The organism is Lentzea atacamensis, from assembly GCF_003269295.1.
Taxonomy (GTDB): domain Bacteria; phylum Actinomycetota; class Actinomycetes; order Mycobacteriales; family Pseudonocardiaceae; genus Lentzea; species Lentzea atacamensis.
The window spans coordinates 964885-990408 of sequence record NZ_QLTT01000002.1 but is presented as its reverse complement, the minus strand read 5'-3'; the positions used below and the strand labels follow the sequence as shown (position 1 = coordinate 990408).

Annotated in this window: 31 protein-coding genes; 15 read left to right on the top strand and 16 right to left on the bottom strand. The window is 69.1% G+C overall.

The annotated features are described in order from the left end of the window. Positions 1-6: 6 nt before the first annotated feature. The 7 genes from C8D87_RS13850 to C8D87_RS13820 form a co-directional block, all read right to left on the bottom strand. The gene (locus tag C8D87_RS13850) at positions 7-312 is read right to left on the bottom strand and encodes a hypothetical protein (protein ID WP_112226883.1); all 306 of its coding nucleotides are present in this window, start codon (positions 310-312) and stop codon (positions 7-9) included. Positions 313-343: 31 nt separating this feature from the next. Then, positions 344-1621: a M20 family metallopeptidase gene (locus C8D87_RS13845; RefSeq protein WP_109639148.1), complete on the bottom strand. Its 1278-nt coding sequence runs from the start codon at positions 1619-1621 to the stop codon at positions 344-346. After that, positions 1618-2790: a M20 family metallopeptidase gene (locus C8D87_RS13840; protein ID WP_112226882.1), complete on the bottom strand. Its 1173-nt coding sequence runs from the start codon at positions 2788-2790 to the stop codon at positions 1618-1620. Before C8D87_RS13840 ends, C8D87_RS13845 begins: the two co-directional genes overlap by 4 nt. Positions 2791-3006: 216 nt before the next feature. Next, the gene (locus C8D87_RS13835; RefSeq protein WP_109639146.1) at positions 3007-3300 is read right to left on the bottom strand and encodes a hypothetical protein; all 294 of its coding nucleotides are present in this window, start codon (positions 3298-3300) and stop codon (positions 3007-3009) included. A 57-nt stretch (positions 3301-3357) separates the two neighbouring features. After that, complete coding sequence (gene meaB / locus C8D87_RS13830; protein WP_112226881.1) at positions 3358-4350, bottom strand: methylmalonyl Co-A mutase-associated GTPase MeaB; 993 nt, start codon at positions 4348-4350, stop codon at positions 3358-3360. After that, positions 4343-6478, bottom strand: coding sequence for a methylmalonyl-CoA mutase (gene scpA, locus C8D87_RS13825; RefSeq protein ID WP_112226880.1), 2136 nt, complete (start codon positions 6476-6478; stop codon positions 4343-4345). The genes meaB and scpA overlap by 8 nt, the downstream gene beginning before the upstream one ends. Continuing rightward, positions 6475-8295 carry a methylmalonyl-CoA mutase family protein gene (locus C8D87_RS13820; RefSeq protein WP_112226879.1) on the bottom strand — a complete coding sequence of 607 codons (1821 nt, stop codon included), beginning with the start codon at positions 8293-8295 and terminating at the stop codon, positions 6475-6477. Before C8D87_RS13820 ends, scpA begins: the two co-directional genes overlap by 4 nt. 90 nt (positions 8296-8385) lie before the next feature. On the opposite strand from C8D87_RS13820, the gene C8D87_RS13815 reads away from it, so the two are divergent. The 3 genes from C8D87_RS13815 to C8D87_RS13805 all read left to right on the top strand — a co-directional run bounded on the left by C8D87_RS13815 (position 8386) and on the right by C8D87_RS13805 (position 12558). Continuing rightward, the gene (locus C8D87_RS13815) at positions 8386-10023 is read left to right on the top strand and encodes a serine/threonine-protein kinase (RefSeq protein ID WP_215732299.1); all 1638 of its coding nucleotides are present in this window, start codon (positions 8386-8388) and stop codon (positions 10021-10023) included. A 145-nt stretch (positions 10024-10168) separates the two neighbouring features. Further along, a complete protein-coding gene (locus tag C8D87_RS13810) occupies positions 10169-10960 on the top strand; it encodes a purine-nucleoside phosphorylase (protein WP_112226878.1) in 792 nt (263 codons plus the stop codon). Further along, positions 10957-12558, top strand: coding sequence for a phospho-sugar mutase (locus tag C8D87_RS13805; RefSeq protein ID WP_112226877.1), 1602 nt, complete (start codon positions 10957-10959; stop codon positions 12556-12558). Before C8D87_RS13810 ends, C8D87_RS13805 begins: the two co-directional genes overlap by 4 nt. Here C8D87_RS13805 and C8D87_RS13800 read toward each other — a convergent pair. Both C8D87_RS13800 and C8D87_RS13795 read right to left on the bottom strand, forming a co-directional pair. Next, positions 12551-12886: a hypothetical protein gene (locus tag C8D87_RS13800; protein ID WP_233439981.1), complete on the bottom strand. Its 336-nt coding sequence runs from the start codon at positions 12884-12886 to the stop codon at positions 12551-12553. The genes C8D87_RS13805 and C8D87_RS13800 overlap by 8 nt on opposite strands. Before the next feature lie 21 nt (positions 12887-12907). Then, on the bottom strand, positions 12908-13534 hold the full coding sequence (locus C8D87_RS13795; protein ID WP_233442081.1) for a class I SAM-dependent methyltransferase: 627 nt from the start codon (positions 13532-13534) through the stop codon (positions 12908-12910). 20 nt (positions 13535-13554) lie between these two features. Here C8D87_RS13795 and C8D87_RS13790 point away from each other — a divergent pair, with 20 nt between their 5' ends. Both C8D87_RS13790 and C8D87_RS13785 read left to right on the top strand, forming a co-directional pair. Next, positions 13555-14022: a hypothetical protein gene (locus C8D87_RS13790; protein WP_146771699.1), complete on the top strand. Its 468-nt coding sequence runs from the start codon at positions 13555-13557 to the stop codon at positions 14020-14022. Beyond that, positions 14022-14474 carry a flavodoxin family protein gene (locus C8D87_RS13785; protein ID WP_109639138.1) on the top strand — a complete coding sequence of 151 codons (453 nt, stop codon included), beginning with the start codon at positions 14022-14024 and terminating at the stop codon, positions 14472-14474. Before C8D87_RS13790 ends, C8D87_RS13785 begins: the two co-directional genes overlap by 1 nt. Before the next feature lie 3 nt (positions 14475-14477). Here C8D87_RS13785 and C8D87_RS13780 read toward each other — a convergent pair whose 3' ends face one another. From C8D87_RS13780 to C8D87_RS13760, 5 genes are all read right to left on the bottom strand, one after another. Then, complete coding sequence (locus C8D87_RS13780) at positions 14478-14765, bottom strand: hypothetical protein (RefSeq protein ID WP_112226874.1); 288 nt, start codon at positions 14763-14765, stop codon at positions 14478-14480. A 218-nt stretch (positions 14766-14983) separates the two neighbouring features. Next, positions 14984-15901 (bottom strand): aldo/keto reductase, encoded by a 918-nt coding sequence (locus tag C8D87_RS13775; protein ID WP_112227075.1) that lies wholly within the window; start codon positions 15899-15901, stop codon positions 14984-14986. Positions 15902-15948: 47 nt separating this feature from the next. Then, the gene (locus tag C8D87_RS13770; RefSeq protein ID WP_109639136.1) at positions 15949-16326 is read right to left on the bottom strand and encodes a MerR family transcriptional regulator; all 378 of its coding nucleotides are present in this window, start codon (positions 16324-16326) and stop codon (positions 15949-15951) included. 34 nt (positions 16327-16360) lie between these two features. Beyond that, positions 16361-16747: a type II toxin-antitoxin system death-on-curing family toxin gene (locus tag C8D87_RS13765; protein ID WP_112226873.1), complete on the bottom strand. Its 387-nt coding sequence runs from the start codon at positions 16745-16747 to the stop codon at positions 16361-16363. Between the two features lie 32 nt (positions 16748-16779). Continuing rightward, positions 16780-16986: a ribbon-helix-helix protein, CopG family gene (locus C8D87_RS13760; RefSeq protein ID WP_030470728.1), complete on the bottom strand. Its 207-nt coding sequence runs from the start codon at positions 16984-16986 to the stop codon at positions 16780-16782. 56 nt (positions 16987-17042) lie between these two features. Here C8D87_RS13760 and C8D87_RS13755 point away from each other — a divergent pair, with 56 nt between their 5' ends. Beyond that, positions 17043-17666, top strand: coding sequence for a TetR/AcrR family transcriptional regulator (locus C8D87_RS13755; RefSeq protein WP_112226872.1), 624 nt, complete (start codon positions 17043-17045; stop codon positions 17664-17666). Between the two features lie 24 nt (positions 17667-17690). Here the strand turns inward: C8D87_RS13755 and C8D87_RS13750 are convergent, their stop codons facing one another. Continuing rightward, positions 17691-18983, bottom strand: a complete 1293-nt coding sequence (locus tag C8D87_RS13750) for a glycoside hydrolase family 18 protein (RefSeq protein WP_112226871.1) — start codon at positions 18981-18983, stop codon at positions 17691-17693. Positions 18984-19078: 95 nt separating this feature from the next. Then, positions 19079-19702, bottom strand: a complete 624-nt coding sequence (gene upp / locus C8D87_RS13745) for a uracil phosphoribosyltransferase (protein WP_109639342.1) — start codon at positions 19700-19702, stop codon at positions 19079-19081. A 33-nt stretch (positions 19703-19735) separates the two neighbouring features. On the opposite strand from upp, the gene C8D87_RS13740 reads away from it, so the two are divergent. The 9 genes from C8D87_RS13740 to deoC all read left to right on the top strand — a co-directional run bounded on the left by C8D87_RS13740 (position 19736) and on the right by deoC (position 25520). Beyond that, positions 19736-20338, top strand: a complete 603-nt coding sequence (locus C8D87_RS13740) for a maleylpyruvate isomerase N-terminal domain-containing protein (protein ID WP_170166411.1) — start codon at positions 19736-19738, stop codon at positions 20336-20338. A 32-nt stretch (positions 20339-20370) separates the two neighbouring features. Beyond that, entirely contained in the window at positions 20371-21363 is a 993-nt protein-coding gene (locus C8D87_RS13735; protein ID WP_112226869.1) for a Gfo/Idh/MocA family protein, read from the top strand. 73 nt (positions 21364-21436) lie between these two features. Beyond that, entirely contained in the window at positions 21437-21799 is a 363-nt protein-coding gene (locus tag C8D87_RS13730; protein ID WP_112226868.1) for a hypothetical protein, read from the top strand. Continuing rightward, complete coding sequence (locus C8D87_RS13725; protein ID WP_109639129.1) at positions 21792-22271, top strand: SigE family RNA polymerase sigma factor; 480 nt, start codon at positions 21792-21794, stop codon at positions 22269-22271. The genes C8D87_RS13730 and C8D87_RS13725 overlap by 8 nt, the downstream gene beginning before the upstream one ends. After that, positions 22271-23032 carry a hypothetical protein gene (locus tag C8D87_RS13720; protein WP_112226867.1) on the top strand — a complete coding sequence of 254 codons (762 nt, stop codon included), beginning with the start codon at positions 22271-22273 and terminating at the stop codon, positions 23030-23032. Before C8D87_RS13725 ends, C8D87_RS13720 begins: the two co-directional genes overlap by 1 nt. A gap of 102 nt (positions 23033-23134) precedes the next feature. Then, positions 23135-23332 carry a hypothetical protein gene (locus C8D87_RS13715; RefSeq protein ID WP_109639127.1) on the top strand — a complete coding sequence of 66 codons (198 nt, stop codon included), beginning with the start codon at positions 23135-23137 and terminating at the stop codon, positions 23330-23332. A 19-nt stretch (positions 23333-23351) separates the two neighbouring features. Continuing rightward, positions 23352-23996 (top strand): DUF1707 SHOCT-like domain-containing protein, encoded by a 645-nt coding sequence (locus C8D87_RS13710; protein ID WP_112226866.1) that lies wholly within the window; start codon positions 23352-23354, stop codon positions 23994-23996. After that, positions 23996-24229, top strand: coding sequence for a hypothetical protein (locus tag C8D87_RS13705; protein WP_112226865.1), 234 nt, complete (start codon positions 23996-23998; stop codon positions 24227-24229). The genes C8D87_RS13710 and C8D87_RS13705 overlap by 1 nt, the downstream gene beginning before the upstream one ends. 334 nt (positions 24230-24563) lie before the next feature. Beyond that, positions 24564-25520, top strand: coding sequence for a deoxyribose-phosphate aldolase (gene deoC, locus C8D87_RS13700; protein WP_112226864.1), 957 nt, complete (start codon positions 24564-24566; stop codon positions 25518-25520). The last annotated feature ends 4 nt before the right edge of the window (positions 25521-25524 follow it).

The following is a 25524-nucleotide window of genomic DNA, read 5'->3' as shown; positions in this document are numbered from 1 at the left end:
TACGCGTCAGCTTCCCGGCTCGCGCGTCGGACCTGTTGGCGCCCTGCACGTCCCAGTCGAACTCACCGTCGCCGGTCCAGCCCGGTCCCGGTTGGTGGACGTCGTACGACCCGGTGACGAGCTGATCCCGTCGAGCACCCGCCACGGGCGCTGGACGTGCAGCGCGTACTCGGCGACCTCACGGGTCTTGCCGTTGTGGTCTGCCACGACGCGGGACGGGCCGAACCCTGCCCAGACGAGGCCGGCGGCACGACCGATGTACTGCCACCGCTCACCGATCAGGTGCGCGAGAGAGCGGCGCGCTGCCTCCATCTCGGCAGCGCGCCTCCGGCCGAATCGCTGCTCAGGCCAAGGCTGCCAGCGCCGTGTGGACCATGACGCGGACACCCACGAGCAGGGCGCGCTCGTCCAGGTCGAACGTCGGCTGGTGCAGGTCGCGCTGCTTCTCGTGGCCGTTCCACACGCCGAGGCGCGCGAACGAGCCGGGCACGTGCTCCAGGTACCAGCCGAAGTCCTCGCCGCCGGACGACTGCTCGGTACCGGCCAGGGCGTCGTCGCCCAGGGCGGCCTCGATGCCGGCGCGCAGGATCTGGGTGGACTCGCGCTCGTTCACCACCGGGGGCACGCCGCGGCGGTGGTGCAGGTCGAAGCCGACGCCGGTCGGCAGCAGCAGGCCGGTGACCAGGTCCTTGACCAGCGGTTCGAGCTCGGCCCAGATGTCGCGGTCGCCGGTGCGCAGCGTGCCGCGCAGCAGGCCGTCCTGCGGGACGGCGTTGGGCGCCTCACCCGCGTGGACGGCGCCCCACACCAGGACGGTGCCGGAACGCGGGTCGACGCGGCGGGACAGCATCGTCGGCAGGCCGGTGATGACCGTGCCGAGGGCGTGCACCAGGTCCGCGGTGAGGTGCGGGCGCGAGGTGTGGCCGCCCGGCGAGTTCAGCCGCAGCTCCAGCAGGTCCGACGCCGACGTGATGGCGCCGATCCGCGTGCCGATGCGGCCGACCTGCAGACGCGGGTCGCAGTGCAGGCCGAAGATCCGCTCCACACCGTCGAGGCCACCGGCGGCCAGCACGTCCAGCGCACCGCCCGGCATGACCTCCTCGGCCGGCTGGAACACCATGCGGACGCGGCCGGGCAGCTCCGTCGCCGACGCGAGCGCCAGTGCCGTGCCGAGCAGGACCGTCGTGTGGGCGTCGTGGCCACACGCGTGCGACACACCGTCCACAGTGGACGCGAACGGCAGGCCCGTGTTCTCGGGCAGCGGCAGCGCGTCCATGTCGGCGCGCAGGGCCACACAGCGAGGGCCGTTGCCGACGTCGCAGATCAGGCCGGTGCCGCCGGGGAGGATGCGGGGCTTGAGGCCGACCTCGCGGAGCAGCTTCGCCACCAGCTCGGTGGTGTTGTACTCGCGGCGGGACAGCTCGGGGTTGGCGTGGATGTGGCGGCGCCAGGCGACGACGTCGGCGGCGTGCGCCTTCAGCCAGTCGTCCAGCCACGCGGGGCCGCGGCCCTCTCCCAGATCATCCACAGGAGACATGCTCACCCCGGTGGGGTCGACGAGCATCTCGGTGGACGTCTTCACGGAGGAAGAGCCGGAGGGGCGTGAGTCCAGAACCGTCATGCCGCACCTCCGCGGGCCAGCAGCCGTGCGCGCTGCTGGGAATCGGTGGCTGTCGCGATCGTCGTCCAGGCCATGGCAAGTGCTCCATCGAGCAATGCACGGTCCGCCGACGCCGAGGCACAGGCGGTCGCGAACTCTTGTTGGTGGTTCACCGCGTCTCCGCAGTCAATGGCAATGGTCGGGTGGATAGCGGGCAACACTCTTGTGACGTTGCCCATGTCGGTGCTCCCGATCTTCTCTCGCCGTTCCTGCTCGGGCGAGAGCGGACGTCGTCCCAGGTCAGTGGCAGCACGCCGGTAGGCGTCCGCGAGCCACGGGTCGGGAGTCAGCTCGGCGTAGATCGGTGAGACCTGCACGACCTCATGGGTGCAGCCGGTCGCGAGCGCGCCGGCTTGGAAACAGTCCCGGATCCGGTTCTCCAGGCGCTGCAACGATTCCAAGTTCTCCGCCCTCACATCGAACATCGCGGAGGCGCGGGCGGGTATTACGTTCGGCACGGTGCCGCCGTTGGTGACGATGCCCGTGACCATCTGACCGGGTTCGAGGTGCTGACGCAGCAGGCTGATCGAGATCTGCGCGACGGTCACCGCGTCCGCGGCGTTGATCCCCAGGTGAGGGGCGGCGGCCGCGTGTGACGGCTTGCCCTTGTAGTGCACCTCGAGGTCGGTGATGGCGAGCGATCGGGCGGCACACGACTCGTACGGCGCCGGATGCACCATCATCGAGAACGAGACGTCGTCGAACACGCCTCGTTCCAGCATGAGCACCTTGCCGCCGCCGACCTCCTCCGCCGGCGTCCCGATCACCTTCACGGTGATACCCAGACGGTCGGCGATGTCACGCAGGGCGAGTGCCGTGCCGACCGAAGCTGCGGCGATGACGTTGTGCCCGCACGCGTGCCCGACCTCGGGCAACGCGTCGTACTCAGCGCAAAGTCCCAGCACCAGCTCGCCGTCGCCGTAGGTCGCGACGAACGCGGTGTCGAGGTCTGCCACACCGCGGTCGATCTTGAAACCCTCGCGGGCCAGCAGGGAGGTGATCTTCTCGACGCTGCGGTGCTCGGCGAACGCGAGCTCGGGCTCGACGTGCAGAGAGTGCGAGAGGTCCAGCAGCGCGTCGGAGTACCGCTCGACGGTCGAGCGTGTGCTGATCTTCAAGTCGGTACCCATTTGCCACCATCCTGCATCACCACCTCTGGGACGCGGCGCGCTGATGATGATCAACCGGCTGGCCGGTCGCAGCGCTGCGCCAAGCGGCGAGCGAGTTTCGGTCTGACCGATCAACGATGACGCAAGTGGTCGAGAAGCACGCTTAATTTTGACTATTACGTCCCACTATGTGGGACGAGTCGCCACAGCTCGAACGACCGCTCGGCGGCCGCCGGGTCAGCCCTTCTTGGCCGCCCGCTCCTTGCGCCACTTCACCCACCGCTTCTTGTTGCGGTAGTAGACCAGCGCGAACAGGCCCAGCGCGATCGCGCCGATCCACAGCTTGCGCTTGGTCTCCTGCCGTACCTCTGGCGACGGCTCCTGCGGCGCGTTCACGTCGGGAGCCGGGTTCACGGCCGTCGTCTGCTGCGCTGCCACGACAACGTTCGCGCCCTCCTCAGCAATGGATGTCCCGGCGATCCCGAAGACGCCCATCAGCGCGAACACGCAGGCCAGCAGCAACCTCGACATGGCCTGAACTCTACCTCGAATACCACGGTCGAAGGTCACCCAAACTAGTTACAACGCCTACCGAGAGTCCGATTGGAACGCCTTCAAAATCTGCTCCGCGGCCAGCGTCGCGGTCAGCTCGCCCGACCTGACCTTCTCCTCCAGAGAGGGGGCCAACGCGCGCACGGCGGTGCTCTCCCGCACCTGCCGCCACAGTTCGTCGTGAACCATCATCCAGGTCCATTCGACCTGTTGGCGCCGACGACGCTCGTCCAGTTCGCCCGCGTCCCTCAAGGTGGCCCGGTGTTCCAGCACGCGGGACCACAGCTCTTCGAGCCCGTTCCCGGTGAGGCCCGAACACGTCAGCACCGGCGGGTGCCACAACGCGTCCGGTGCGCGCAGCAACTTCAACGCCCCGGCCAGCTCCCGCGCGGCCTTGCGGGCGTCCAGTTCGTGCTCGCCGTCGGCCTTGTTGACCGCGATGACGTCCGCGAGCTCCAGGATGCCCTTCTTGATGCCCTGCAGCTGGTCACCGGTGCGCGCGAGGGTCAGGAACAGCGAGCAGTCCGTCATGTTCGCGACGGCCACCTCCGACTGCCCGACGCCGACGGTCTCGACCAGCACGACGTCGTAGCCGGCGGCCTCGACCAGCACGATCGTCTCGCGGGTGGCCTGTGCCACACCGCCGAGCGTGCCGGACGTCGGCGAGGGCCTGATGAACGCCTCCCGGTTCACCGACAGCCGCTGCATGCGCGTCTTGTCACCAAGAATGCTGCCGCCGGTGCGAGTGGACGACGGGTCGACGGCGAGCACCGCGACCCGGTGCCCCTTCTCGGTCAGCATCGTGCCGAGCGCGTCGATGAACGTCGACTTGCCCACGCCGGGCACGCCGGTGATGCCGACGCGGATCGCGTTGCCCGACTTGGGCAACAGCTCGATCAGCAGCTCCTGCGCCTTCGCGCGGTGGTCCGCCCGCTTCGACTCGACGAGCGTGATCGCTCTCGCGAGCACCCCGCGCTGACCATCGAGGACACCTCTGGTCAGCTCGGCGACGTCGATCACCCTAGCCATGATGGCCGAGCTGATCTGCGAGCTTCACCAGTAGATCCTTCGCCGCGTCCGCGATGACCGTGCCGGGCGGGAAGATCGCCGCCGCACCTGCCGCGTACAGCTCGTCGAAGTCCTGCGGCGGGATCACGCCACCGACGACGATCATGATGTCCTCGCGGCCGAGCTTGGCGAGTTCCTCCCGCAGCGCCGGAACCAGCGTGAGGTGACCGGCCGCCAGCGAGGACACGCCGACGATGTGCACGTCGGCCTCGACGGCCTGCCGCGCGACCTCCTCCGGCGTCTGGAACAGCGGACCGACGTCGACGTCGAAGCCGAGGTCCGCGAACGCCGTCGCGATCACCTTCTGGCCGCGGTCGTGGCCGTCCTGCCCCATCTTGGCGACCAGGATGCGCGGACGGCGGCCTTCTTCCTCCGCGAACGCCTCGACGACCTCGCGGCAGGCGTCCACGTTGGACACTTGGCCGACCTCCTGGCGGTAGACACCGGTGATGGTGCGGATCTGCGCAGAGTGCCGGCCCCACACCTTGCCGAGCGACTCGGAGATCTCGCCGACCGTGGCCTTGGCACGGGCCGCGTTGATGGCGAGCTCGAGCAGGTTGCCGTGGCCGCCCGCCGCGTTCGTGAGCGCGTCGAGCGCACTGTCCACAGCGGACTGGTCGCGTTCTTCCCTGAGCCTGCGCAGCTTCTCGAGCTGCTGCGCGCGCACGCCGGCGTTGTCGACCTTGAGGACCTCGATCTGCTCGTCGTTGGTCACCAGGTACTTGTTGACGCCGATGACGGGCTGACGACCGGAGTCGATGCGCGCCTGGGTGCGGGCGGCCGCCTCTTCGATGCGCAGCTTGGGGATGCCCTCGTCGATCGCGCGGGCCATGCCACCGGCCTTCTCGACCTCGGTGATGTGCTCCCAGGCCTTCGCGGCGAGCTCGTTGGTCAGACGTTCCACGTACGCGCTGCCGCCCCACGGGTCGATCACACGCGTCGTGCCGGACTCCTGCTGGAGCAACAGCTGTGTGTTGCGAGCGATGCGCGCGGAGAAGTCGGTGGGGAGGGCGAGCGCCTCGTCGAGTGCGTTGGTGTGCAACGACTGCGTGTGCCCCTGCGTCGCCGCCATGGCCTCGATGCACGTGCGCGCGACGTTGTTGAACACGTCCTGCGCGGTGAGCGACCACCCGGACGTCTGGCAGTGGGTGCGCAGGCTCAGCGACTTGGGCGACTTCGGGTCGAAGCCCTTGACCAGCTTCGCCCAGAGCAGGCGTGCGGCCCGCATCTTGGCGATCTCCATGAAGAAGTTCATGCCGATCGCCCAGAAGAAGCTGAGTCGCGGCGCGAACGCGTCGACGTCCAGCCCGGCTTCCCGGCCGGCGCGGAGGTACTCGACGCCGTCCGCGAGCGTGTAGGCGAGCTCCAGGTCGGCGGTCGCCCCCGCCTCCTGCATGTGGTAGCCGGAGATCGAGATGGAGTTGAACTTCGGCATGTGCTGGGACGTGAAGCTGAAGATGTCGGAGATGATCCGCATCGACGGCTGCGGCGGGTAGATGTAGGTGTTGCGGACCATGAACTCCTTGAGGATGTCGTTCTGGATCGTCCCCATGAGCTGCTCCGGCTTCACCCCCTGCTCCTCGGCCGCGACCACGAACAGGGCCAGTACCGGCAGCACTGCGCCGTTCATCGTCATCGACACGGACATCTTGTCCAGCGGGATGCCGTCGAACAGCGTGCGCATGTCGTAGATCGAGTCGATCGCCACGCCCGCCATGCCGACGTCACCCGCGACGCGCGGGTGGTCCGAGTCGTAGCCGCGGTGGGTGGCGAGGTCGAAGGCGACGCTCAGGCCCTTCTGCCCGGCCGCGAGATTGCGGCGGTAGAAGGCGTTCGACTCCTCGGCCGTCGAGAAGCCCGCGTACTGCCTGATGGTCCACGGCTGGTTGACGTACATCGTCGGGTACGGGCCGCGCAGGAACGGCGCGATGCCGGGGTACGTCTCCAGGAAGTCCAGTCCGTCCACATCGGACGGGCCGTAGACCGGCTTGACCGCGATGCCCTCCGGCGTCTCCCACACGGGCAGGTCGGTCTCGTACTTCGCCGACGGGAGCGGGCCGAGGTCGATGTCCGCGAAGTTGGGGATCATCGCCTGACTCCAAGGAACTCGAAGGTGTCGTTGAGGATTTGCAGTGCCGGGCAACCCATGTAGACGTGGCCGTCGACATCCGCGTCGCTCTTGCGTCCTGCCAGGAGTACCCGTTCCGCACCCGCCGCACGCAACGCCTCGACGGTCGGGACGGCGAGGTCGGCGTAGCTGCTGTCGCTGCCGCACACGACCGCGATGCGCGCGCCGGACGCCTTGAACTTCTCCACGACGTCCTCGGCGGTCCTGGTCGGACCCGCGTTCGGGGTGGCGAAACCGCCGGCGTTGAACAGGTTCGCGGCGAACGTGGCACGGGCCGTGTGCGCGGCGACCGGGCCGAGGGTGGCCAGGAAGACCTGCGGGCGTTCCGGCTGGGCGTCGGCGAGGTCGCGCAGCTCCTCGAAGGCCTGGGCGTACCGGACTCGCGGCAGCCCGAAACTGTCAGACCCGCCTGAGAAACTTGGGATGGGGGGTGCATCCCCCCTGGGGGCCTGCGAATCGGGATCGATTCCGACCGCGTGATCCCGGGCGGGGCCCTGCTCGACAGCGGGTTCGTGAGCGGAGCCCTGCTCGACAGCGGGTTCGCGGACGACCGGCTTCTCGGTCAGGTTCGGGAACTCGCTGACCCCGGTGATCGGGTCGCTCCGATCAGCGAGCCGCGCCGACCGCTTCTCCCAGGTGGAGGCGATCCGCGAGGCCACCAGAGACCCCGCCGCAGGCAGCCCGCCCGCCCGTTCGATCTCCTGGAACCACGCCCAGGCCTTGCCGGCCAGCTCGTCGGTGAGCTTCTCCACGTACCAGGACCCGGCCGCGGGGTCGATCACCTCACCGAGGTGCGACTCCTCCAGCAGCAGGTTCTGCGTGTTGCGCGCGATCCGGCGGGCGAACTCGTCCGGCAGCCCGATGGCCGCGTCGAACGGCTGCACCGTCACCGAGTCGGCGCCACCGAGGCCGGCGGCCAGGGTGGCCACCGTGGTGCGCAGCATGTTCACCCACGGGTCGCGGCGGGTCATCATCGCCGACGACGTCACCGCGTGTTGCACCTGCGGCGCATCGGCACCGGACACCTCCGCCACGCGCGCCCACAGGCGGCGGGCGGCGCGCAGCTTCGCGATGGTCATGAACTGGTCGGCGGTCGCGGCGTAACGGAACTCCAGCTGCGCGAACGCTTGCGCGACGTCCAGGCCCGCGTCGGTCAGCGCGCGCAGGTACGAGACGGCCAGCGCGATCGACGCGCCCAGCTCCTCGGAGTCCGAGCCGCCCGCGTCGTGGAACGGCAACGCGTCCACCACCACGGTCCGCAACGACGGGAACTGCCGGCAAGCCTGCTTGATGACGTCGAGCGAGGGGCCGTGGGGCCTCAGCGCCAGGTTGCCCCGCACCTGCTCGGCCAGCAGCGGGGCCTGGTCGTAGATCCGCAGCATCGTGCGCGCGGCCTCGACGTCGCCGTCCAGCACGATCGGCGCGAGGTCGAGGTACACGCCGTCCAGCACACGCTCGAGGGAGGACGCCGGGAGCGCGAGCCACAAGGAGGTGACGCCACCCTCCAGATCGTTCATCACAGCGACCGGATCGGGCACGGTGTGGCGCTGGCGGACGTCCCAGCCCTGCTTGGCGGGCACCAGCGCATAGGGAGGCAGCGCGTCGTCGAGCGTGTAGAGCGGCTGCAGCTCGATGCCGTCATAAGTCCTGGTGACCAGCGATTCGAAGCTCGCCCCGGTCTTCGCGAGGACGGCGTCGACCAGCTCACGCCACTGTTCCCTCGACGCTGAGGGGAACTCGTTCGGGCGGAATCCGGCGGGCAAGGCCAACTCCATCATGCGTTGCAGTGTTACCGACCAGTACCGACACGGCTATGTGAGGTTCACCGCCGTTAACGATGCAGTCAGTGTCTCAGGAACAATGGTCCAGTGGAGAACCTTGAGCAGGAGCGCTTGATCGCGGCTCGGTACCGGCTGCTGCACCTGCTCGGACGGGGCTCGATGGGCACCGTCTGGGCCGCCCACGACGAGGTGCTGCGCAGGCAGGTCGCGCTGAAGGAGATCCTGCGACCGCCGGGCATGACGGACGTGGCCGCCGATGAGCTGCGCGAACGGACGATGCGCGAGGCACGGGCCGTCGCCGCCCTCTCCCACCCGAACCTCGTGACGCTCTACGACGTCGTTCAGCACGACGGCGACCCGTACGTGGTCATGGAACTGGTGCCGTCCCGCAGTCTCGGCGAGGTGCTGCAGGAGCAAGGCTGCCTCACCGAGAAGCAGGGCGCCGCGGTGATGGACGCCGTCGCGGCCGCCCTGGCGGCGGCGCACCGGGCCGGCATCACGCACCGCGACGTCAAACCCGGCAACGTGCTGATCGCCGACGACGGCAGAGTGAAGCTCACGGACTTCGGCATCGCACGCAACGTCGCCGAGGCCACCATGACGGCACGCGGCATCACGCTGGGCACGCCCGCCTACATCGCGCCGGAGGTCGCCCAGGGCGGTGACGTCTCGGAGGCCGCCGACCGGTGGTCGCTGGGCGCGACGATGTGGGCGGCGATGGCCGGCGAGCCGCCGTACGTCGGCAAGAACGTCATGCTGACGATCAACGCGGTGATCAACGGCGACGTGCCGGTGCCGGCGGGTGCCGGGCGGCTCGCGCCGGTGATCAGCGGGTTGATGCAGAAGGATCCGGCCGAGCGGCTCTCGCTGGTCGACGTGCGCAAGCAGGTCTACCCGCTGCTGCCGGAGCCGGGCACCGACGCGTTCGAGGTCCGCGAGTCCGTGCCGCTGCCGGTGGTCGTGCGGCCGAAGCCGAAGATCGAACCGGACGCGCCGCTGGCCGACGATCCGGGCCCGCTGCCGTTCATGGTCACCAAGCCGCTCGCGCCGCAGCGGCCGCGCGGACGGGTCGCCACCACGTTCCTGCTGGTCGCGGCCATCCTGCTGTTCGTGGTGGGCTCCGGTGGCGGGTTCGCGCTGACGCGGCTGGCCGCGGGTGCGCCGTTGCTGCCGCCGACCCAGCAGACGTTGCAGACCCTGCCGACACTCCCCGTGGCGCCGAGACTGGAGCCGAGGACGGCGTCGGCGGTGACTGCGATCGGCGACCAGGGCGGCAAGTTCACGCTGAACGTCGAGGCGAGCTGGACGATGTACGCCGAGCAGCGCGCGGCCGACAAGCTGATGCCCGCCTCCGCGGTGGTGCACTTCGTGTCGCCGAGCGGCGCGTACGAGGTCGCGGTGCAGCGCTACCCCGACTACTACCCGAGGCGCGACATCAGCGCGTACACGGCGAGCGTGCAGGCACGGTGGCCGGGCAGGTTCTTCGGCGGCGAGAAGGTGCTCACGCCGAACCTCGCGGGGCCGCACAGCGAGGACGGCATCCAGTTCATCTACCGGACCGTCGAGGGTGACGAACCCAACGCGTTGCGGAGGTCGCACTTCTCCCGCGTGCTGCCGTACGGCAACGATCTGTGGGTGGTCGAAGTGGTGGTGCCCACAGAGCAGGAGGACGAGGCGCGCGTCAGGCTCTTCGACGCGATCGCCTCCACCTTCGCCCCGGTGTAAGCCGTGTCCTGCGGGTGACGTCCGCGATAGCCGCGCCCGAGAGGGTCCCTCGCGGCGGCACCACCATGAACTCCGCCCAGAGCCCGATCTGCACAGTCACGACTCTCATCGGACAGACCCACAGGACACGGCTTACGCTCTCGCGGTGACTCCAGAAGAGCTGGCCGGCAAGGCCGCGGAAGAGATCCAGAGCCGCACCGGCGTGGCGAAGCACGACATCGCGATCGTGCTCGGCTCCGGCTGGCGGCCCGCCGCCGACGTGATCGGCGAGCCGGCCACCGAGATCGGTGTCGGCGAGCTGACGGGCTTCGAGGCGCCGACTGCGCTCGGCCACGGCGGCACCATCCGTTCCGTCGAGGTGGGTGGCAAGAAGGTCCTCGTCGTCCTCGGCCGCACCCACGGCTACGAGGGCAAGGGCGTGCAGAAGGTCGTCCACGGCGTGCGCACCGCCGCTGCCGCGGGCGTGTCGACGATCGTGCTGACCAACGCGGCCGGTGGCCTGCGGCAGGGCATGACCGTCGGGCAGCCGGTGCTGATCTCCGACCACCTCAACCTGACCTCGCTGTCGCCGCTGGTCGGCGCGCGGTTCGTGGACCTCACGGACCTGTACTCGCCGCGGCTGCGCAAGCTGGCGCAGGAGATCGACCCGTCGCTCGAGGAGGGCGTGTACGCCGGTCTGCCCGGCCCGCACTTCGAGACGCCCGCCGAGATCCGGATGCTGCGCACGCTGGGCGCGGACCTGGTCGGCATGTCGACCGTGCACGAGGCCATCGCCGCGCGCGCCGAAGGCGTCGAGGTGTTCGGTCTGTCGCTGGTCACGAACCTCGCGGCGGGCATCACCGGTGAGCCGCTGAACCACCAGGAGGTGCTGGACGCCGGTGCTGCCGCCGCTCAGCGCATGGGCACGCTGCTGCGTGAGCTGGTGGACCGGGCATGAGTTTGACGCCGGCACTGCGTGACGCGACGTTCCGGTGGATCGCTGACGACCCGTCGGACGCGACTCGAACTGAGCTGCAGGGCGTGTTGGCACGGGCGATGGGTGGCGACTCCGCCGCCCTGGCCGACCTGCAGGACCGGATGGCCGGGCCGCTGACGTTCGGCACCGCCGGTCTGCGCGGTCCGGTGCGAGCAGGGACCAACGGCATGAACGTCGCCACGGTCGTGCGCACCACCGCTGGTCTGGCGTCGTGGCTGGGCACTTCCGGCCTGGTGTTCGTGGGCCGCGATGCCCGGCACGGGTCGGAGGAGTTCGCCACCGCGGCCGCCGAGGTGATGGCGGCCGCGGGCTTCGACGTCCGGGTGCTGCCGGGTCCGCTGCCCACGCCGGTGCTGGCGTTCCTGGTGCGCAAGCACGGTGCGGTGGCGGGCATCCAGATCACCGCGTCGCACAACCCGCCAGCGGACAACGGCTACAAGCTCTACCTGGCCGGTGGCTCGCAGATCGTGCCGCCGTCGGACGGCGAGATCGAGAAGGCGATCGAGGCCGTGCCGGCCGCGGTGTCGGTGCCCCGGTCCCCCTCGTACTCAACGGTTTCCGAGGCGGAGATCGACGCCTACCTGGAGCGGGTGGCGTCGTTGCCGCGCGGTCAGTCGCGTTCGTTGAAGATCGCACTGACGCCGATGCACGGCGTTGGCGGCGCGTTTGCCGTGGAAGCGCTGCGGCGCGCGGGCTTCACCGACGTGCACGTGGTGCGGTCGCAGGCGGTGCCGGACCCGGACTTCCCGACGGTGGTGTTCCCGAACCCCGAGGAGCCCGGCGCGTCCGACGAGCTGCTTTCCCTTGCGGCGTCGGTGGAGGCGGACCTGGCGATCGCGCTGGACCCGGATGCCGACCGGTGCGCACTGGGCGTGCGCGACGGTGACACGTGGCGGATGTTGCGCGGCGACGAGACGGGCGTGCTGCTCGGGTCGCTCGTGCTGTCCACCACCGAGTCCGCGGATCCGCTGGTGGCGACGACGATCGTGTCGTCCTCGCTGCTGAAGTCGATCGCCGCCGCGCACGGTGCTCGTTACGCGGAGACCCTGACCGGCTTCAAGTGGCTGGCGCGGGCGGGCGAGGGCCTGGTGTTCGCCTACGAGGAAGCGCTCGGCAACTGCGTCGACCCCGAGCACGTGGCCGACAAGGACGGCATCTCGGCCGCGGTCGTCGCCGCCGACCTGGCCGCCGGGCTGAAGGCCTCCGGTCGCACGCTGCTGGACGCACTGGACCAGCTGGCGCTCGACCACGGCCTGCACCTGACCGACCAGGTTTCCTTGCGCTACACCGACTTGTCGCTGATCGGCGCGACGATGGCACGGCTGCGCGCCGAGCCTCCCGCCGGCTTCGAGTCGGAGGACCTGCTGCCCGGCGCGGACGTGCTGCGCTGGACGGCGGACGGCGTGCGCGTGATCGTGCGGCCGTCGGGCACCGAGCCGAAGCTCAAGGCGTACCTGGAGGTCGTCGAGCCCGTCACGGACGGACTGGAGTCCGCCCGTGCCGCTGGTAGGGCTCGTCTGGCCGAGTTGCGCGAACGGGTTACCGCACTGGTCAGCTAGACAGCGCGATCATCAGGCAGATCGCGGCGAGAGCGAAGCCCCCGCCGGCCACCAGGTAGGCCCTTCTGGTCGGCGGGGTCACCGCGTTGCGGCGCCCCTCGGTGACCGCCGCGACGGCGATCCGCCCGAAGATGTACGCGATCGTGCAGAGCCCCACGCCGAGTCCGAGCAACATCGTGTTGACGTCCCACGGGCTGTGGTCGAACCCCGGCCACAGCGACGCGAAGAGGGGCCCGATCCCGATCATCCCGATGCCGATCGCAAGGCCGAAACCCCAGGTGATGCGACGCTGACGAGGACTGGTGGTCATAAGGGCGGTGGTCTTCATGGTCCCTCCTGTGTACACCCACTAGGACGTCTGACCGGCCGCGGGGTTCCGTTTGCAGAACAACAAGAACGCCTGCGGTCCGGCTTCGCCCTCGCCCTTCTGACGTTGCAGGCGTGCCACCTCGTTGAAGCCGGCTTCGGTCGCGTTGCGCACGGTCTCGTCGATGTCGTGCCAGTACACCTCCAGATCGACGTCGTGGCCGTACGCGTGGGTCAGGTGCCGCTTCTGGTCACCCAGCTTGAAGGCGTGCAACAGGTAGCCGCCAGGCTCGACGACGCGGTGGAACTCCTGCCAGGGCACGGACTCCGCCGGCATGTGCACCGTGGAGTACCAGACGACCGCGCCGCCGAGGCTGTCGTCCTCCAGGTCCAGCTTCGTGATGTCGCCCTGCGTGAAGGCCAGGTGCGGGTACAGCTCGCGCGCCTGCGTGAGCATGCCTTCGGACAGGTCGACGCCGAACGCCTCCTTGCCGAGCTCGTGCAGGTGCTGCGTGATGCGTCCGGTGCCGCAGCCGAGGTCGCCGATCGGGTCGCCGGCCAGCTCGGCGAACGCGCGCATGATCGCGGCGTCGAGCGGTCGGCCGTCGTGCGCGTCCGGAATCAGGCGGGCATAGTCGGCGGCAACAACGTCGTAGGAGGCGCTGGTCATGGTCATCTATGTTGCCGCCCATGGAGTACACGCGGCGTGACCTCGCACAGGCCGTGCTCGACGCACATCCCGACAGCAGTCGCGGCCTCAACATGTTCTACGGCGCGTTCAACGACGACATGAAGGCGTTCCAGATCCGCCTGCGTGACGGCCTGCTGGGGGCGTTCGGCGTCGACCTCAACGCGCACATGCCGCTGAAGATGTTGCTGAAGAGCACCGTCGACTCAAACGCCGCGATCACCTCACCGGGCAGCGGCTTCGGCGAGTTCAGCGCCATCGCCCGCAAACTGGAGGGCAGTGGCGTCATCGACCGGATGATGGAGATCGCCAGGCTGAACGACGAGTCGCAGAAGATCCACCTCGACATCGTCGAGGAGCTGCTGGGCCTCATGCAGCCGACGGCCGAGGTGGTCACCTCCGAGGACCTGAAGGCGCTCGGTGTGGACGACGATCCGCCGGACGTCAACGACTACGAGATGGACTACTGATGGCGCGGTTGCTGATCGTCCACCACACGCCGTCGCCCGCGCTGCAGGCGATGTTCGAGGCAGTCGTCGCCGGCGCCACCACGCCGGAGATCGAGGGCGTCGAGGTCGTGCGCCGGGCCGCGTTGTCCACAACTGCTGTGGATGTCCTGGAGGCCGACGGCTACCTGCTGGGCACGCCCGCCAACCTCGGCTACATGAGTGGTGCGTTGAAGCACTTCTTCGACACCATCTACTACCCGTGCCTCGATTCCACGCGCGGCAGGCCGTTCGGGCTCTACGTGCACGGCAACAACGACACGACGGGTGCGGTGCGGAGCGTCGAGACGGCCACGAACGGGTTGGGCTGGGAGAAGGCGGCGCAGCACGTGCTCGTCACGGGCGAGCCGGCGAAGGCCGACGTGGAGGCGTGCTGGGAGCTCGGCGCCACGGTTGCGGCGACCCTCGCGGGCTAGCCGCTACTGCCGGCGGGGCGTCAACTGCCCCGTCATGACGGCGTAGTTGGTGGGCAGGTAGGTGCCGTCCTCGCAGGCGACCAGCAGGCTGTCCCTCACGAGCAAGTCGACGTACTCCTCCAGGGTGTACCCGGGAAACCACGCGGCATCGGCGATCGAGCAGTTCTCGTCGTCGGCGACGCCTGGGGCGTGGTACCAGCAGATCTCGGCCTCACCGAACATCATGTTCGGGTCCTGCCGCGTCTGCCGGTGGACCAGCCGGGCATCCGGTGCGGCCACGGCGGCCTGCACCGTCAGGTACTACTCATCGGTCTCCCGCACGAGCGATGACCGGTAGACGAACACCTTCCCGCCAGCGCGTCGTGCCCACAGAGACGTCGGTCGGTCGACGATGGTCTCGCGAACCACGGCGGCCCCCTCAGGCGAGTTGTCCACATCAACCCAGGGTTGTCCACAGCTTCTTGTCCCCAATCTGTGGACAACCCTGGGGATTATCTCGAACAGATGTTCTAGCGACCCACAGCGCTCATGTCCGGGTACCGCTCCCCGGCGACAGCCGAAGCAGGCACAGCAGCTTCGATCGCGGCGAGATCGTCGGCCGACAGCTCCAAAGCGGCCGCCGCCACGTTCTCCTCCAGGTACTTGATCCGCTTCGTCCCCGGAATCGGCACGACGTCGGCCCCGCGGTGCTGCACCCAGGCCAGCGCCAGCTGACCGGCCGTCACCCCGCGGTCCGCGGCCAGCGCCCGCAGCTCGGAGACCATCTTCAGGTTCGTGTCGAGGTTGGCACCGGAGAAGCGGGGCTGCGCGACGGCGCGGTAGTCGTCGGAAGAGAAGTCGGCGGAGGAGGTGAAGCGCCCGGTCAGCACGCCGCGGCCCAGCGGCGAGTAGGGCACCAGGCCGATGCCCAGCTCACGTGCGGTGGGCACGATCTCCGCCTCGATGTCGCGCGACCACAGCGACCACTCGCTCTGCAGCGCCGTGATCGGGTGGACGGCGTGGGCGCGGCGCAGCGTCGAGGCGCCCGCCTCGGACAGGCCCAGGAACCGCACCTTGCCCTCGGTCACCAGCTCGGCCATCGCCCCGACGGTTTCCTCGATGGGCGTGTCCTCCGGGACGCGGTGCAGGTAGTAGAGGTCGATCACGTCGGTGCCGAGGCGCTTCAGCGAACCCTCCACCGACGACCGCACGTAGTCGCGGTCGCCGCGGATGCTGCGACTGTCGCCGTCGCGGACGATGCCGAACTTGGTGGCCAGGACGACCGAGGAACGGTGATCCGCGATCGCGCGGCCCACCAGCTCCTCGTTGACGTACGGGCCGTACATGTCGGCGGTGTCGAGCAGGGTGACACCGAGTTCCAGGGCCCGGTGGATCACCGCGATCGACTCCGACTCGTCGCCGGCGCCGTAGAACTCCGACATTCCCATGCAGCCGAGACCCTGCGGCCCGACCTCCAGCTCTCCCAAGAAACGGCTCACGCCGTGGCCTCCAAGTCCCGCTCGACCACCGCGTAGTGGTCGATCTTGTAGTCGAGCACCTCCAGGCAGGTCTGCAGCTCCGCGATGCGGGCGCGGACGTCTGCGCGGTGGTCGACGAGGATTTGCTTGCGGCGGCCTGCTGTCAGGTCGCCCTTGTGCCTGAGCTGCGCGAACTCGCGCATCATGCGGATCGGCATGCCGGTCGTGCGCAGGCGCGTCACGAAGGCCAGCCAGCCGAGGTCCTCCTCCGAGTAGCTGCGGCGACCACCCGAGTCACGCGCGGGCGGGTCGACGAGCCCGATTCGTTCGTAGTAGCGCAGGGTGTCGATGGACAACCCGCTGCGCTGCGCGGCTTGGGCTATCGAGTAACTCACGAACTCGACGCTATGACCTAGAGCGCGCTCTAGGTCAAGCGAAATCCTTGGGAAGTCCCCACGCTTCGAGATGGCCCGCCATCTCCGGGACGTCGATCTTGTCGCGGCCCAGCGAGCGGACGAGGTCGAGTGCGTCGTCCTCGTCCGCGTCGATCCAGTAGCCGTTGATGTCACACATCGTGACGGCGGCTACCCAGCCGAGGCGCCAGTTGCCCTCGACGAGAGGGCGGGTTCGCACGATGGAGTCGAGTAAGGCGGAGGACTTCAACCACAGCGTGTCGTAAGCCTCCACGCCGAGAACGGTGGCGCGGGGACGGTACGCCGCCGTGTCCAGCAGACCGATGTCCCGGACGACGAGGTCGCCACCGGTCACGGCCGTGGCCAGCACTAAGAGGTCCCCGGCGTCGAGGTAGGAGATCACGGCACCCAGTTGATCACAGAGGTCTGACAGTTTCAGGAAGATCCGAGCCTATCCAAAAGACCTCGGTACTTGGGCAGGACTCGCCCGAGGACCTCCCCGAGCTTCTCCTCCTGCTGCATGCGCTGGTAGCGGTCCGCGATCGCGAGACGCACGACCTCCTGCTTGGAGCGACCCTCGGCCTGCGCCAGCTCAGCGAGCCGCAGGTTCTCCTCTTCGGTCAACCGCAAGGTCATCGCCATTCCACGGACGGTACCAATCTGATACCACGCAGACCAGCGGCCGTTAGGATTGCGTGATGCCCAGGCCCAAGATCCACGACGACGCTCTGCGACGGCGTCTGCTCGAGCGGGCGGGCGAGCTGCTCAGCACCGAGGGCCCAGCCGCCGTGAGCCTGCGCAAGATCGCCACCGACGTCAACACCTCGACGACGGCGGTCTATTCCCTCTTCGGCGGGAAGCCGGCGTTGCTCGAAGCGCTCTACGACGAGGCGTTCAGCCGGTTCGGCGCGCACCTGGCGGCCGTGCCCGTCACCGACGACCCCGTGGAGGACCTGCTCCAGATCGGACTCGCGTACCGGCGCAGCGCGCTGGAGGACCCGCGGTTCTACTCGGTGCTCTACTCGAAGGTCGTCGAACCTACGAAGGAGATGAGCCGCGCGGCCGGCCGGACGTTCGCGCCGGTGATCAAGGCTGTGCGCCGCGCGGTGGAGCAGGGCCTCTACCGGGCGGAGGACCCGGAGCAGATCGCCATGTCGATGTGGGGCATCGCGCACGGCCTGGTGAGCCTGGAGCTCAACGGCAACCTGCCGCCTGGCATCGATCCCGCCGCCACCTACGAGGTGGCGTTGCGCGCGCACAGCAGGGGCTGGCTGGCGGAATCCGGGGAGGCGGCCGCCGCGAAACCTCCCCGGACCCGCTGAACTGTCCGATCCGGACAGCCCGTCCTACTTCAAGGCGCCGTCCAGGGCCTTGATCAACTCAGCGTCCGCGGTGTCACCGTCGAGCGACCAGATCATCGCGCCGCCGAGGCGGTGGGCGTTGATGAAGCGAGCCTTGCGCTTCATCTCGGTCGCGTCGTCGAAGGTCCACCACGTCGTGCCGTCGTAGATCCACGCGAAGCCGGCGCGCTCGTCGCGGTAGATCTTGTACTTGGGGTCGGCGAGCTTGGGCTTGATGGTGTGGAAGTCCTCGTAGCCCGCCTCGTACGTGGCCGGCGCGGGCGTGCCCGTGCCGAACAGGCCGTTGCGGTCACCGGGTGCGACACCGGTCCAGCCGCGTCCGTAGAACGGCACACCGAGCACGGTCTTGGAGCGCGGCGCACCCCGCGAGAGCCACGCCTTGACCGTCACCTCGGAGCTGAACTCGAACTCCGACGGGTCGCCCTTGGGCACGCGCAGCGCGGACTGCTGGTTCGCCACCGGGTCCCAGGCACCGTGGTAGTCGTAGCCCTGCAACGTGCCGAACGTCAGGTAGCAGAACACCTTCCTGACCTCGAAGCCCCTGTCCACCTGCACCGGGTCGGCCGGGAGGAACGCCGTCAGGTCGCGGTTCCAGCCCATCTGCTTGCGGTACTCGGCGAGCAGCAGCGTGAAGTTCTGCTTGTCCTCGGGACGCACGACGTTGGGCGGGTCCATGTTGCCGTTGCTGGCAGGCCACTCCCAGTCGAGGTCGACGCCGTCGAAGACGCCCTTCGCGGCACCCTCCGGCAGACCCGGCAGGTTGCCCTTGATCCACATGTCGGTGCACGACTTGACGTGCGCGGCGCGAGACTCGGGGGTCAGCGCGGCGTTGGAGAAGTAGCGCGAGCCCGTCCAGCCACCCAGCGAGATGTTGACCTTCAGCTTGGGGAACTTGGCCTTGAGCTGCTTGAGCTGGTTGAGGTTGCCCATGAGGGCCTGACCCGGCTCGTCGGCCTTGCCGCTGACGGACTGCTCCGCCGTGTACGGCATCTGCCAGTCGGCCCACGGGTCGGAGCTGATGCACCTGCCCGACTCGTCGAGGAACCCGAAGGCGTAGTTCAGGTGCGTGAGCCGCGCGGCGGCCCCGCTGTCGACGAGGTTCTTGACCCGGAAGTTCCGGCCGTACACGCCCCACTGGATGAAGTACCCGACCGTGCGGGTCTTCGAATAACCGTGGTGCCCATTGGTCTCGACATCGGCGTTCGCCGGCGCATAAGCCAGCGACGCGGACAGGGCGCCGACCACGAGGGTGGCGACACCCCATCTCCGTCTGGACATGGTTCTCCTCTTGCGGATCGCGGCAGCGGCGATGTGGTCCAGAGCACCATAGGACTGAGGTCTAGACCACTGCTACGTCCGATCGGAGGTATGTCCTAAACCGCTCCGTACAGACGGTCACCGGCATCGCCCAGGCCAGGGACGATGAAGCCGGAGTCGTTCAACCGCTCGTCGACGGACGCCGTGACGAGACGCACCGGCAGCTTCGAGTCCTCCAGGTGGTTGATGCCCTCGGGCGCCGCGAGCACGCACACCGCCGTCACGTCGGTCGCACCGCGCTGGGTCAGCAGCCGGATCGTGTACGCCATCGAGCCGCCGGTCGCGAGCATCGGGTCGAGCACGAGCACCGGACGTCCGGCGAGGTCCTCCGGCAGCGACTCCATGTACGGCGTCGGCTGCAGCGTCTCCTCGTCGCGGGCGAGCCCGACGAACCCCATCTGGGCGTCCGGGATCAGCTTGTGCGCCTGGTCGGCCATGCCCAGTCCGGCCCGCAGCACCGGCACGAGCAACGGCGGGTTCGCGAGCTTGTAGCCGGTGGTGCGCGCGACCGGCGTGTGCGTGCGCTCTTCGGTCACCGGGGCCTCACGCATGGCTTCGTAGACCAGCATGACGGTGAGCTCCTGCAGCGCCGCACGGAAAGCTGCGTTGTCCGTGCGCGCATCGCGCATGGTTGTGAGTCTCGCCTTGGCGAGTGGATGATCGACGACGAGGACGTCCATGCCGGACACCGTAACCGCTGTGAGGAGCCACGGGTGTTCGAAGAGATCTACCGCGAGTCCCGCCACCGCACCGTCGGCATCACCATGGGCCTGAGCACCGAGGAGCTCGCGCGACCGGTGCCCGCGTGTCCTGAGTGGACCGTGCACCAGCTGATCGCGCACCTCGCCGGTGTCGCCGCGGACTTCGCCTCGGGCAGGGTGGAGGGCTCACCCGGCGAGGAGTGGACCGCACGGCACGTCGCCGAGCGCGAGGGCGTGCCGGTGCTCGACCTCCTGGAGCAGTGGAACGCCAGCACCGAGCGCCTGGACAAGATCCCCGGCCAGATCGCGATGGACGCGATCACGCACGAGGCGGATCTGCGCGCCGCCGTCGGCCGCGAGCGTCTCCCCGATCACCCGTGGCGGACGACGCTCACCGGCATCGTCACCCGCTACCTCCCCGACCTGACCGTCACGACCGAATTCGGCGTCATCGGCACCGGTCACGTCGCGCTGGAGGTCGACGGGTACGAGCTGTGGCGGGCGTTCTTCGGGAGGCGCTCCCGCAAGCAGATGGAGGCGTGGCACTGGTCGGAGCCGTATCCGGTCGAGAAGGTGACGTTCTTCCCGCCGCGGGACACCGATCTGACGGAGTGAACGCCGTTAACCAAAGGTGTAGGGTCGGCCGGGTGACAGACCACGTGCGCATCGGGGTGCTCGGTGCGGCCATGATCACGCCGGCCGCCGTCCTCCGCCCCGCCCGCTCCTCGACGGTCGCCGAAGTGGTGGCGGTCGCGGCGAGGTCCACCGGCCGCGCCCAGGCCTTTGCCGACAAGCACGGCATTCCGCGCGTGCACGGCTCCTACGAGGAGCTGCTGGCAGATCCGGCCGTGGACGCCGTGTACAACCCGCTGCCGAACGGTCTGCACGGCAAGTGGACGCTCGCCACGCTGGAAGCCGGCAAACACGTGCTGTGCGAGAAGCCGTTCACCGCCAACGCGGCCGAGGCTGCGGAGGTCGCCGCCGCGGCCGGCGCTTCCGGGCTGGTGGTGATGGAGGCGTTCCACTACCGCTACCACCCGCTGGCCGTCCGGATCGACGAGATCATGCGGTCCGGCGTGCTGGGCCCGCTGCGGCACGTGGAGGCTTCGGTCTGCTTCCCGTTGCCGGTGTTCTCCAACATCCGCTACGACTACTCGCTCGCGGGCGGCGCGATGATGGACGCCGGTTGCTACGCCGTGCACATGGCGCGTCTGCTCGGCGGTGAGGAGCCCGAAGTTCGTTCCGCACGGGCGTTGCTGCGCGACCCCTCGATCGACCGCGCGATGCGCGCGTCGTTGCGTTTTCCCTCTGGTCACACGGGTTCGGTGCACGCGTCGATGTGGTCGTCGACGGTGCTCAAGCTCTCGCTGAAGGCCATCGGGGAGAACGGCACGCTGAGCGTGTTCAACCCGCTCGGTCCGCACACGTTCCACCGGTTGTCGTTGCGGCTCAGGAACAGGAGCTCCGCGGAGACGTTCGGGCGGCGGGCGACCTACGCCTACCAGCTCGACGCGTTCACCGACGCCGTGCTGCACGGCAAGCCGTTCCCGACGACCGCGGACGACGCGGTGAAGAACATGACGGTGATCGACTCGATCTACCGGGCGGCCGGCCTGCCGTTGCGCCAGCCCACCGCGTGACCGGAGTGACCTGAGTCACCCAACCCGCCCTCCCCCGCGCCGTGTCTTGAGTGCGGACAGAAGGGGGAGGGCCATGAACCGGGCAGTACTCGTCGCGGTCGTCGGTATCGGCGTGCACGCGTTCAACCACTTCACGATCGGGCTGCAGGACGTGCTGGGCGGGCAGCTGTCGCCGGGCGCGATCTACCACCCGGTCAGCTTCGTGCTCTACACCTGGCTCGCACTCGCCGTGCTGGACGGGAAGAACTGGGCCAGGATCACGATCAGCGTGTTGCTGCTCGGCCAGTTCGCGGGCAGGTTCTTCGTGCTCTTCGCCTATCCGGAGGCGTGGCCGGAACTGGTCGGCGGCTGGGCGGTGTCGCTCGTGGTGGGGTGGCTGCTCTGGGTGCCGCAGGGGGCGCGCGCCTACTTCCGGAAGCGGGAAGTCGTTGGCTGACAACGAGTACACCGAGTACGTCACGGCGGCGCTGCCGTGGTTGCGGCGCACCGCCTACCTGCTCTGCGGTGACGTGCACCGCGCCGACGACGTCGTGCAGGTGGCGATCACCCGGCTGTACACGAACTGGCGCAGGGCCAGAGCCGCCGACAACCTCGACGCGTACGTGCGGGCGATCCTGGTCCGCACGTTCCTCAACGAACGCAGGCGGCCGTGGAGCCGAGTTCGTCTCTTCGAGCGTGTGGACGAGCTGCGGTCGGTCGCGAACCCGGACTTCGAGACCCGCGAGGAGATCCGCGTCGCGCTGATGCGGGTGCCGCCCGGCCAGCGCGCGGTGCTCGTCCTGCGATTCCTGTTCGACCTGCCGGTGGCCGAGGCCGCGAAGGCCCTGCGGTGCTCGGAAGGCACGGTGAAGAGCCAGACCGCGGCCGGGCTCGCGGCCCTGCGCACACAGTTGGGAGTGACCCAGTGATGTCCGAAGACGACGGTGCACGGCTGCTCGGGCCGTTGCGGTCGGTGGACGTGCCCGCTTCCGGCGGTGTAAGCGTGTCGCGGGCGATCAGGTCCGGCAAGCGCACCAAGGCGTTGCGGGTGGCGGCGGCCGGCGTGTTCGTGCTGATCGCGGCGGGTGTGCTGCCGGTGCTGATCCGGCCTGACCCCGATCCCGTGGCGATGGGCGGGTTCGACCCGTTGGTGCGCACGATCAGCGCCGGTTCGGCGGGCGGGTTCACGCCGGAGGTCTACGTCACCGGGCGGGAGAAGCAGATGATCGTGCTGCGGCCCGAGCGGGGCGGCGACCAGTCCGCCGGCGTCGTGGTGAACGCGGCGCGAACAGTGGGCGTGCCGCAGGGCGAGGCGATGCCGGACGTCGACGGCAAGCGCGCGTTGTGGACGGGCACCTACCTGGCGGTCGAGTGGGCGCGCGATGCGTGGGCGTTCGTGACGGTGGAGGGTTTTCCGGACGATCGCGAGCGGGCACACCGGGTGGCGCAGAGCCTGCGGTTCGACGAGCACGTCCAGATCAAGGTCCCGTACACCGTGGAGACCTCGTGGACGCTGGACGGCGTGCGCGACACCGGCGGTGACATCGAGCTGGTGTTCACCAACGGAGTCCGCCTCGCGCTGCGGTCCGGCGTGGGCCTGGCACAGGGCGAGGCACCTCAGGCGGAACTGGAGGCGCTGGAGAAGTCGGTGCGGCCGGCCGATCCCCCGGTCACCAACCCGTTCCGATGACGCCACCCGATTCGGTGGCCACACAACCCGATCCGGCAATCAAGAATCGACAAAGCGACTCCGAAGTGTCTCGTAACCAGTTGAGACGCGGAGGTACGTGCGGTGACCATCGAGCAGAAGCCCGCCCAGCAGTTGTGTGAATCCCCGCTGGTCATCCTGGGGGTGTCGGCGTCACTGGCGGTGCTGATCGGTGTCCTGCCGATGACGTGGGGCTACAGCCCGGCCCTCGCTTCCGGCCTCGGGGCCCTGCTCGTCGTGGCCTTCGCGATCACCGTCAAGTACGCACCGAACCGCAAGTAGGAGTTCTAGACTCGATCGGGTGAGCGACGAGCTGGTACCAGCCGACCAGAGCCACCTGAGGGCGTCCGACGCGGACCGGGAACGGATCGCGCAGGTCCTGCACAAGGCGACCGCCGAGGGCCGCCTCGACATCCACGAGCTGGACGAGCGGCTCGCGGCCGTCTACGCCGCGAAGACCTACGGCGAACTCGCTCCCATCACCGCCGACCTGGTGCTGAGCGGCCTGCCGCAGCCCTCGGCCGTCCCGCAGTACCAGCCGGTCATGAGCGACCGCATCGGCGGCGAGCCGGGCAGCGCGGTGTCCGTCGCGTTCTGGTCGGGCGTCAACCGCAAGGGCCACTGGGTCGTCCCGCGGATGCACAACGCCGTCGCGGTCATGGGCGGCATCGAGATCGACCTGACCCACGCGAGCTTCGCCGAGGCCGAGGTGACCATCAGCGCGTTCGCGTTCTGGGGCGGGGTCGAGATCCGCGTGCCGGACGACATCAACGTGAAGGTCGACGGGTTCGGGTTCATGGGCGCGTTCGAGGACAGGGCGCCGGGGCGGCGGCACATTCCCGGTGCGCCGACCGTGCGGGTCACCGGGCTCGCGATCATGGGTGGCGTGGAGGTCAAGGGGCCGAAGCGCAAGAAGTCCAGCATCCTGCGCGAGCTCCTTGACTGATGCTCTTCGCCGAACTCGTCGAGGGCACGGTTCGGGAAGGCGTCGGGGTCTGGCTCAAGATGGACGACGAGCGGTACGCGGACGAACGGGGTCCGTGGACCGTGCTCGTCCGCACGGGCCTGTTGGTGTCCCTCACCTACGACGGGAGCTGGCGCCTCGCGGTCAACGGGCCGGACGTGGGCAGTTTTCCCACCCTCGATGATTGTCTGATCTCCGCGGACGCCCTCGCCTGAACAACGACTTCCGCCGGGCGCGGCGGGCGGTCATCCCCCGGCAGCACCTCACCCCACAACGCGTCCACGAGCCGGTCCACCGGCACCGCGTTCCCCGCCTCCAGCGCGAGCATCGCGAGGAGCGTTCGCTGCAAGGACGAGCCGAGCGGAAGCAGCTCATTCCCGGCCCACGCGTCGACCGCCCCAGCAGCGTGACTCTGAGCACGCCGACCACCCCTGTGATCCAGGAGAACGGCTACCGCGCAACGAGGTTGCGTTCGCCCCTCAGATGCACCTGAACAGCGCAAACGGCTTCACTTAGGACGGGCGTCCCATTCCGCTTAGACTCCGAGTCATGGCTGCTCCAACGACACTGCCGTCGGCCCTGGCTGACGCCGTGCGCGACGAATCGTCGCTGCGGCGTTTCCTGCACGGGCTCCCCGGCGTCGACCAGGTCGGCGTCGAGCAACGAGCCGCGGGCCTCGGCACGCGGAGCATCAAGAAGGCCTCCAAGCTGCACGCCATCGACCTGGCGATCAGCATGGTCGACCTGACCACGCTGGAAGGCGCCGACACCCACGGCAAGGTGCGCAGCCTCGCCGCCAAGGCGAAGCGGCCCGACCCCGAGCGGCCGGACGTGCCGCGGGTCGCCGCGGTGTGCGTCTACCCGGACATGGTCAAGACCGCGGCCGACGAGCTCAAGGGCACCGGGATCAACGTCGCCAGCGTCGCGACGGCGTTCCCCAGCGGGCGCAGCACGATGGACATCAAGCTTGCCGACACCCGGTTCGCCGTCGAGCAGGGCGCGAGCGAGGTCGACATGGTGATCGACCGCGGCGCGTTCCTCTCCGGCCGGTACGGGCAGGTGTTCGAGGAGATCGTCAAGATCAAGGAAGCCTGCGGGGACGCGCACCTCAAGGTCATCCTGGAGACCGGCGAGCTCGTGACGTACGACAACGTCCGCCGCGCGTCGTGGCTCGCGCTGCTCGCGGGTGGTGACTTCATCAAGACGTCGACCGGCAAGGTGCAGCCCGCCGCGACGTTGCCGGTGACGCACGTGATGCTGCAGGCGGTCAGGGACTGGAAGAACCAGACGGGTGAGCTGCGCGGGGTGAAGCCCGCGGGTGGCATCCGCAGCACCAAGGACGCGATCAAGTACCTGGTGGCCGTGCACGAGGTGGCCGGGCCGGAGTGGCTCGACCCGCACCTCTTCCGGTTCGGCGCGTCGACGTTGCTGAACGACCTGCTCATGCAGCGGCGGACCCAGTTGGACGGCCACTACAGCGGCCCGGACTACGTGACGGTGGACTGAAGAC

Bases quoted from the DNA above. Each gene is read 5' to 3' on its own strand.
- C8D87_RS13755 (WP_112226872.1), top strand. From the start codon at position 17,043: ATGCCCAGGCCCAAGATCCACGACGACGCTCTGCGACGGCGTCTGCTC.
- C8D87_RS13845 (WP_109639148.1), bottom strand. From the start codon at position 1,621: ATGACGGTTCTGGACTCACGCCCCTCCGGCTCTTCCTCCGTGAAGACG.
- C8D87_RS13840 (WP_112226882.1), bottom strand. From the start codon at position 2,790: ATGGGTACCGACTTGAAGATCAGCACACGCTCGACCGTCGAGCGGTAC.
- C8D87_RS13795 (WP_233442081.1), bottom strand. From the start codon at position 13,534: ATGACCAGCGCCTCCTACGACGTTGTTGCCGCCGACTATGCCCGCCTG.
- C8D87_RS13750 (WP_112226871.1), bottom strand. From the start codon at position 18,983: ATGTCCAGACGGAGATGGGGTGTCGCCACCCTCGTGGTCGGCGCCCTG.
- C8D87_RS13850 (WP_112226883.1), bottom strand. From the start codon at position 312: ATGGAGGCAGCGCGCCGCTCTCTCGCGCACCTGATCGGTGAGCGGTGG.
- C8D87_RS13820 (WP_112226879.1), bottom strand. From the start codon at position 8,295: ATGATGGAGTTGGCCTTGCCCGCCGGATTCCGCCCGAACGAGTTCCCC.
- C8D87_RS13760 (WP_030470728.1), bottom strand. From the start codon at position 16,986: ATGGCGATGACCTTGCGGTTGACCGAAGAGGAGAACCTGCGGCTCGCT.
- deoC (WP_112226864.1), top strand. From the start codon at position 24,564: ATGGCTGCTCCAACGACACTGCCGTCGGCCCTGGCTGACGCCGTGCGC.
- C8D87_RS13785 (WP_109639138.1), top strand. From the start codon at position 14,022: ATGGCGCGGTTGCTGATCGTCCACCACACGCCGTCGCCCGCGCTGCAG.
- C8D87_RS13800 (WP_233439981.1), bottom strand. From the start codon at position 12,886: ATGAAGACCACCGCCCTTATGACCACCAGTCCTCGTCAGCGTCGCATC.
- C8D87_RS13790 (WP_146771699.1), top strand. From the start codon at position 13,555: ATGGAGTACACGCGGCGTGACCTCGCACAGGCCGTGCTCGACGCACAT.
- upp (WP_109639342.1), bottom strand. From the start codon at position 19,702: ATGGACGTCCTCGTCGTCGATCATCCACTCGCCAAGGCGAGACTCACA.
- scpA (WP_112226880.1), bottom strand. From the start codon at position 6,478: ATGATCCCCAACTTCGCGGACATCGACCTCGGCCCGCTCCCGTCGGCG.
- C8D87_RS13705 (WP_112226865.1), top strand. From the start codon at position 23,996: ATGCTCTTCGCCGAACTCGTCGAGGGCACGGTTCGGGAAGGCGTCGGG.
- C8D87_RS13775 (WP_112227075.1), bottom strand. From the start codon at position 15,901: ATGGGAATGTCGGAGTTCTACGGCGCCGGCGACGAGTCGGAGTCGATC.
- C8D87_RS13730 (WP_112226868.1), top strand. From the start codon at position 21,437: ATGAACCGGGCAGTACTCGTCGCGGTCGTCGGTATCGGCGTGCACGCG.
- C8D87_RS13835 (WP_109639146.1), bottom strand. From the start codon at position 3,300: ATGTCGAGGTTGCTGCTGGCCTGCGTGTTCGCGCTGATGGGCGTCTTC.
- meaB (WP_112226881.1), bottom strand. From the start codon at position 4,350: ATGGCTAGGGTGATCGACGTCGCCGAGCTGACCAGAGGTGTCCTCGAT.
- C8D87_RS13720 (WP_112226867.1), top strand. From the start codon at position 22,271: ATGTCCGAAGACGACGGTGCACGGCTGCTCGGGCCGTTGCGGTCGGTG.
- C8D87_RS13805 (WP_112226877.1), top strand. From the start codon at position 10,957: ATGAGTTTGACGCCGGCACTGCGTGACGCGACGTTCCGGTGGATCGCT.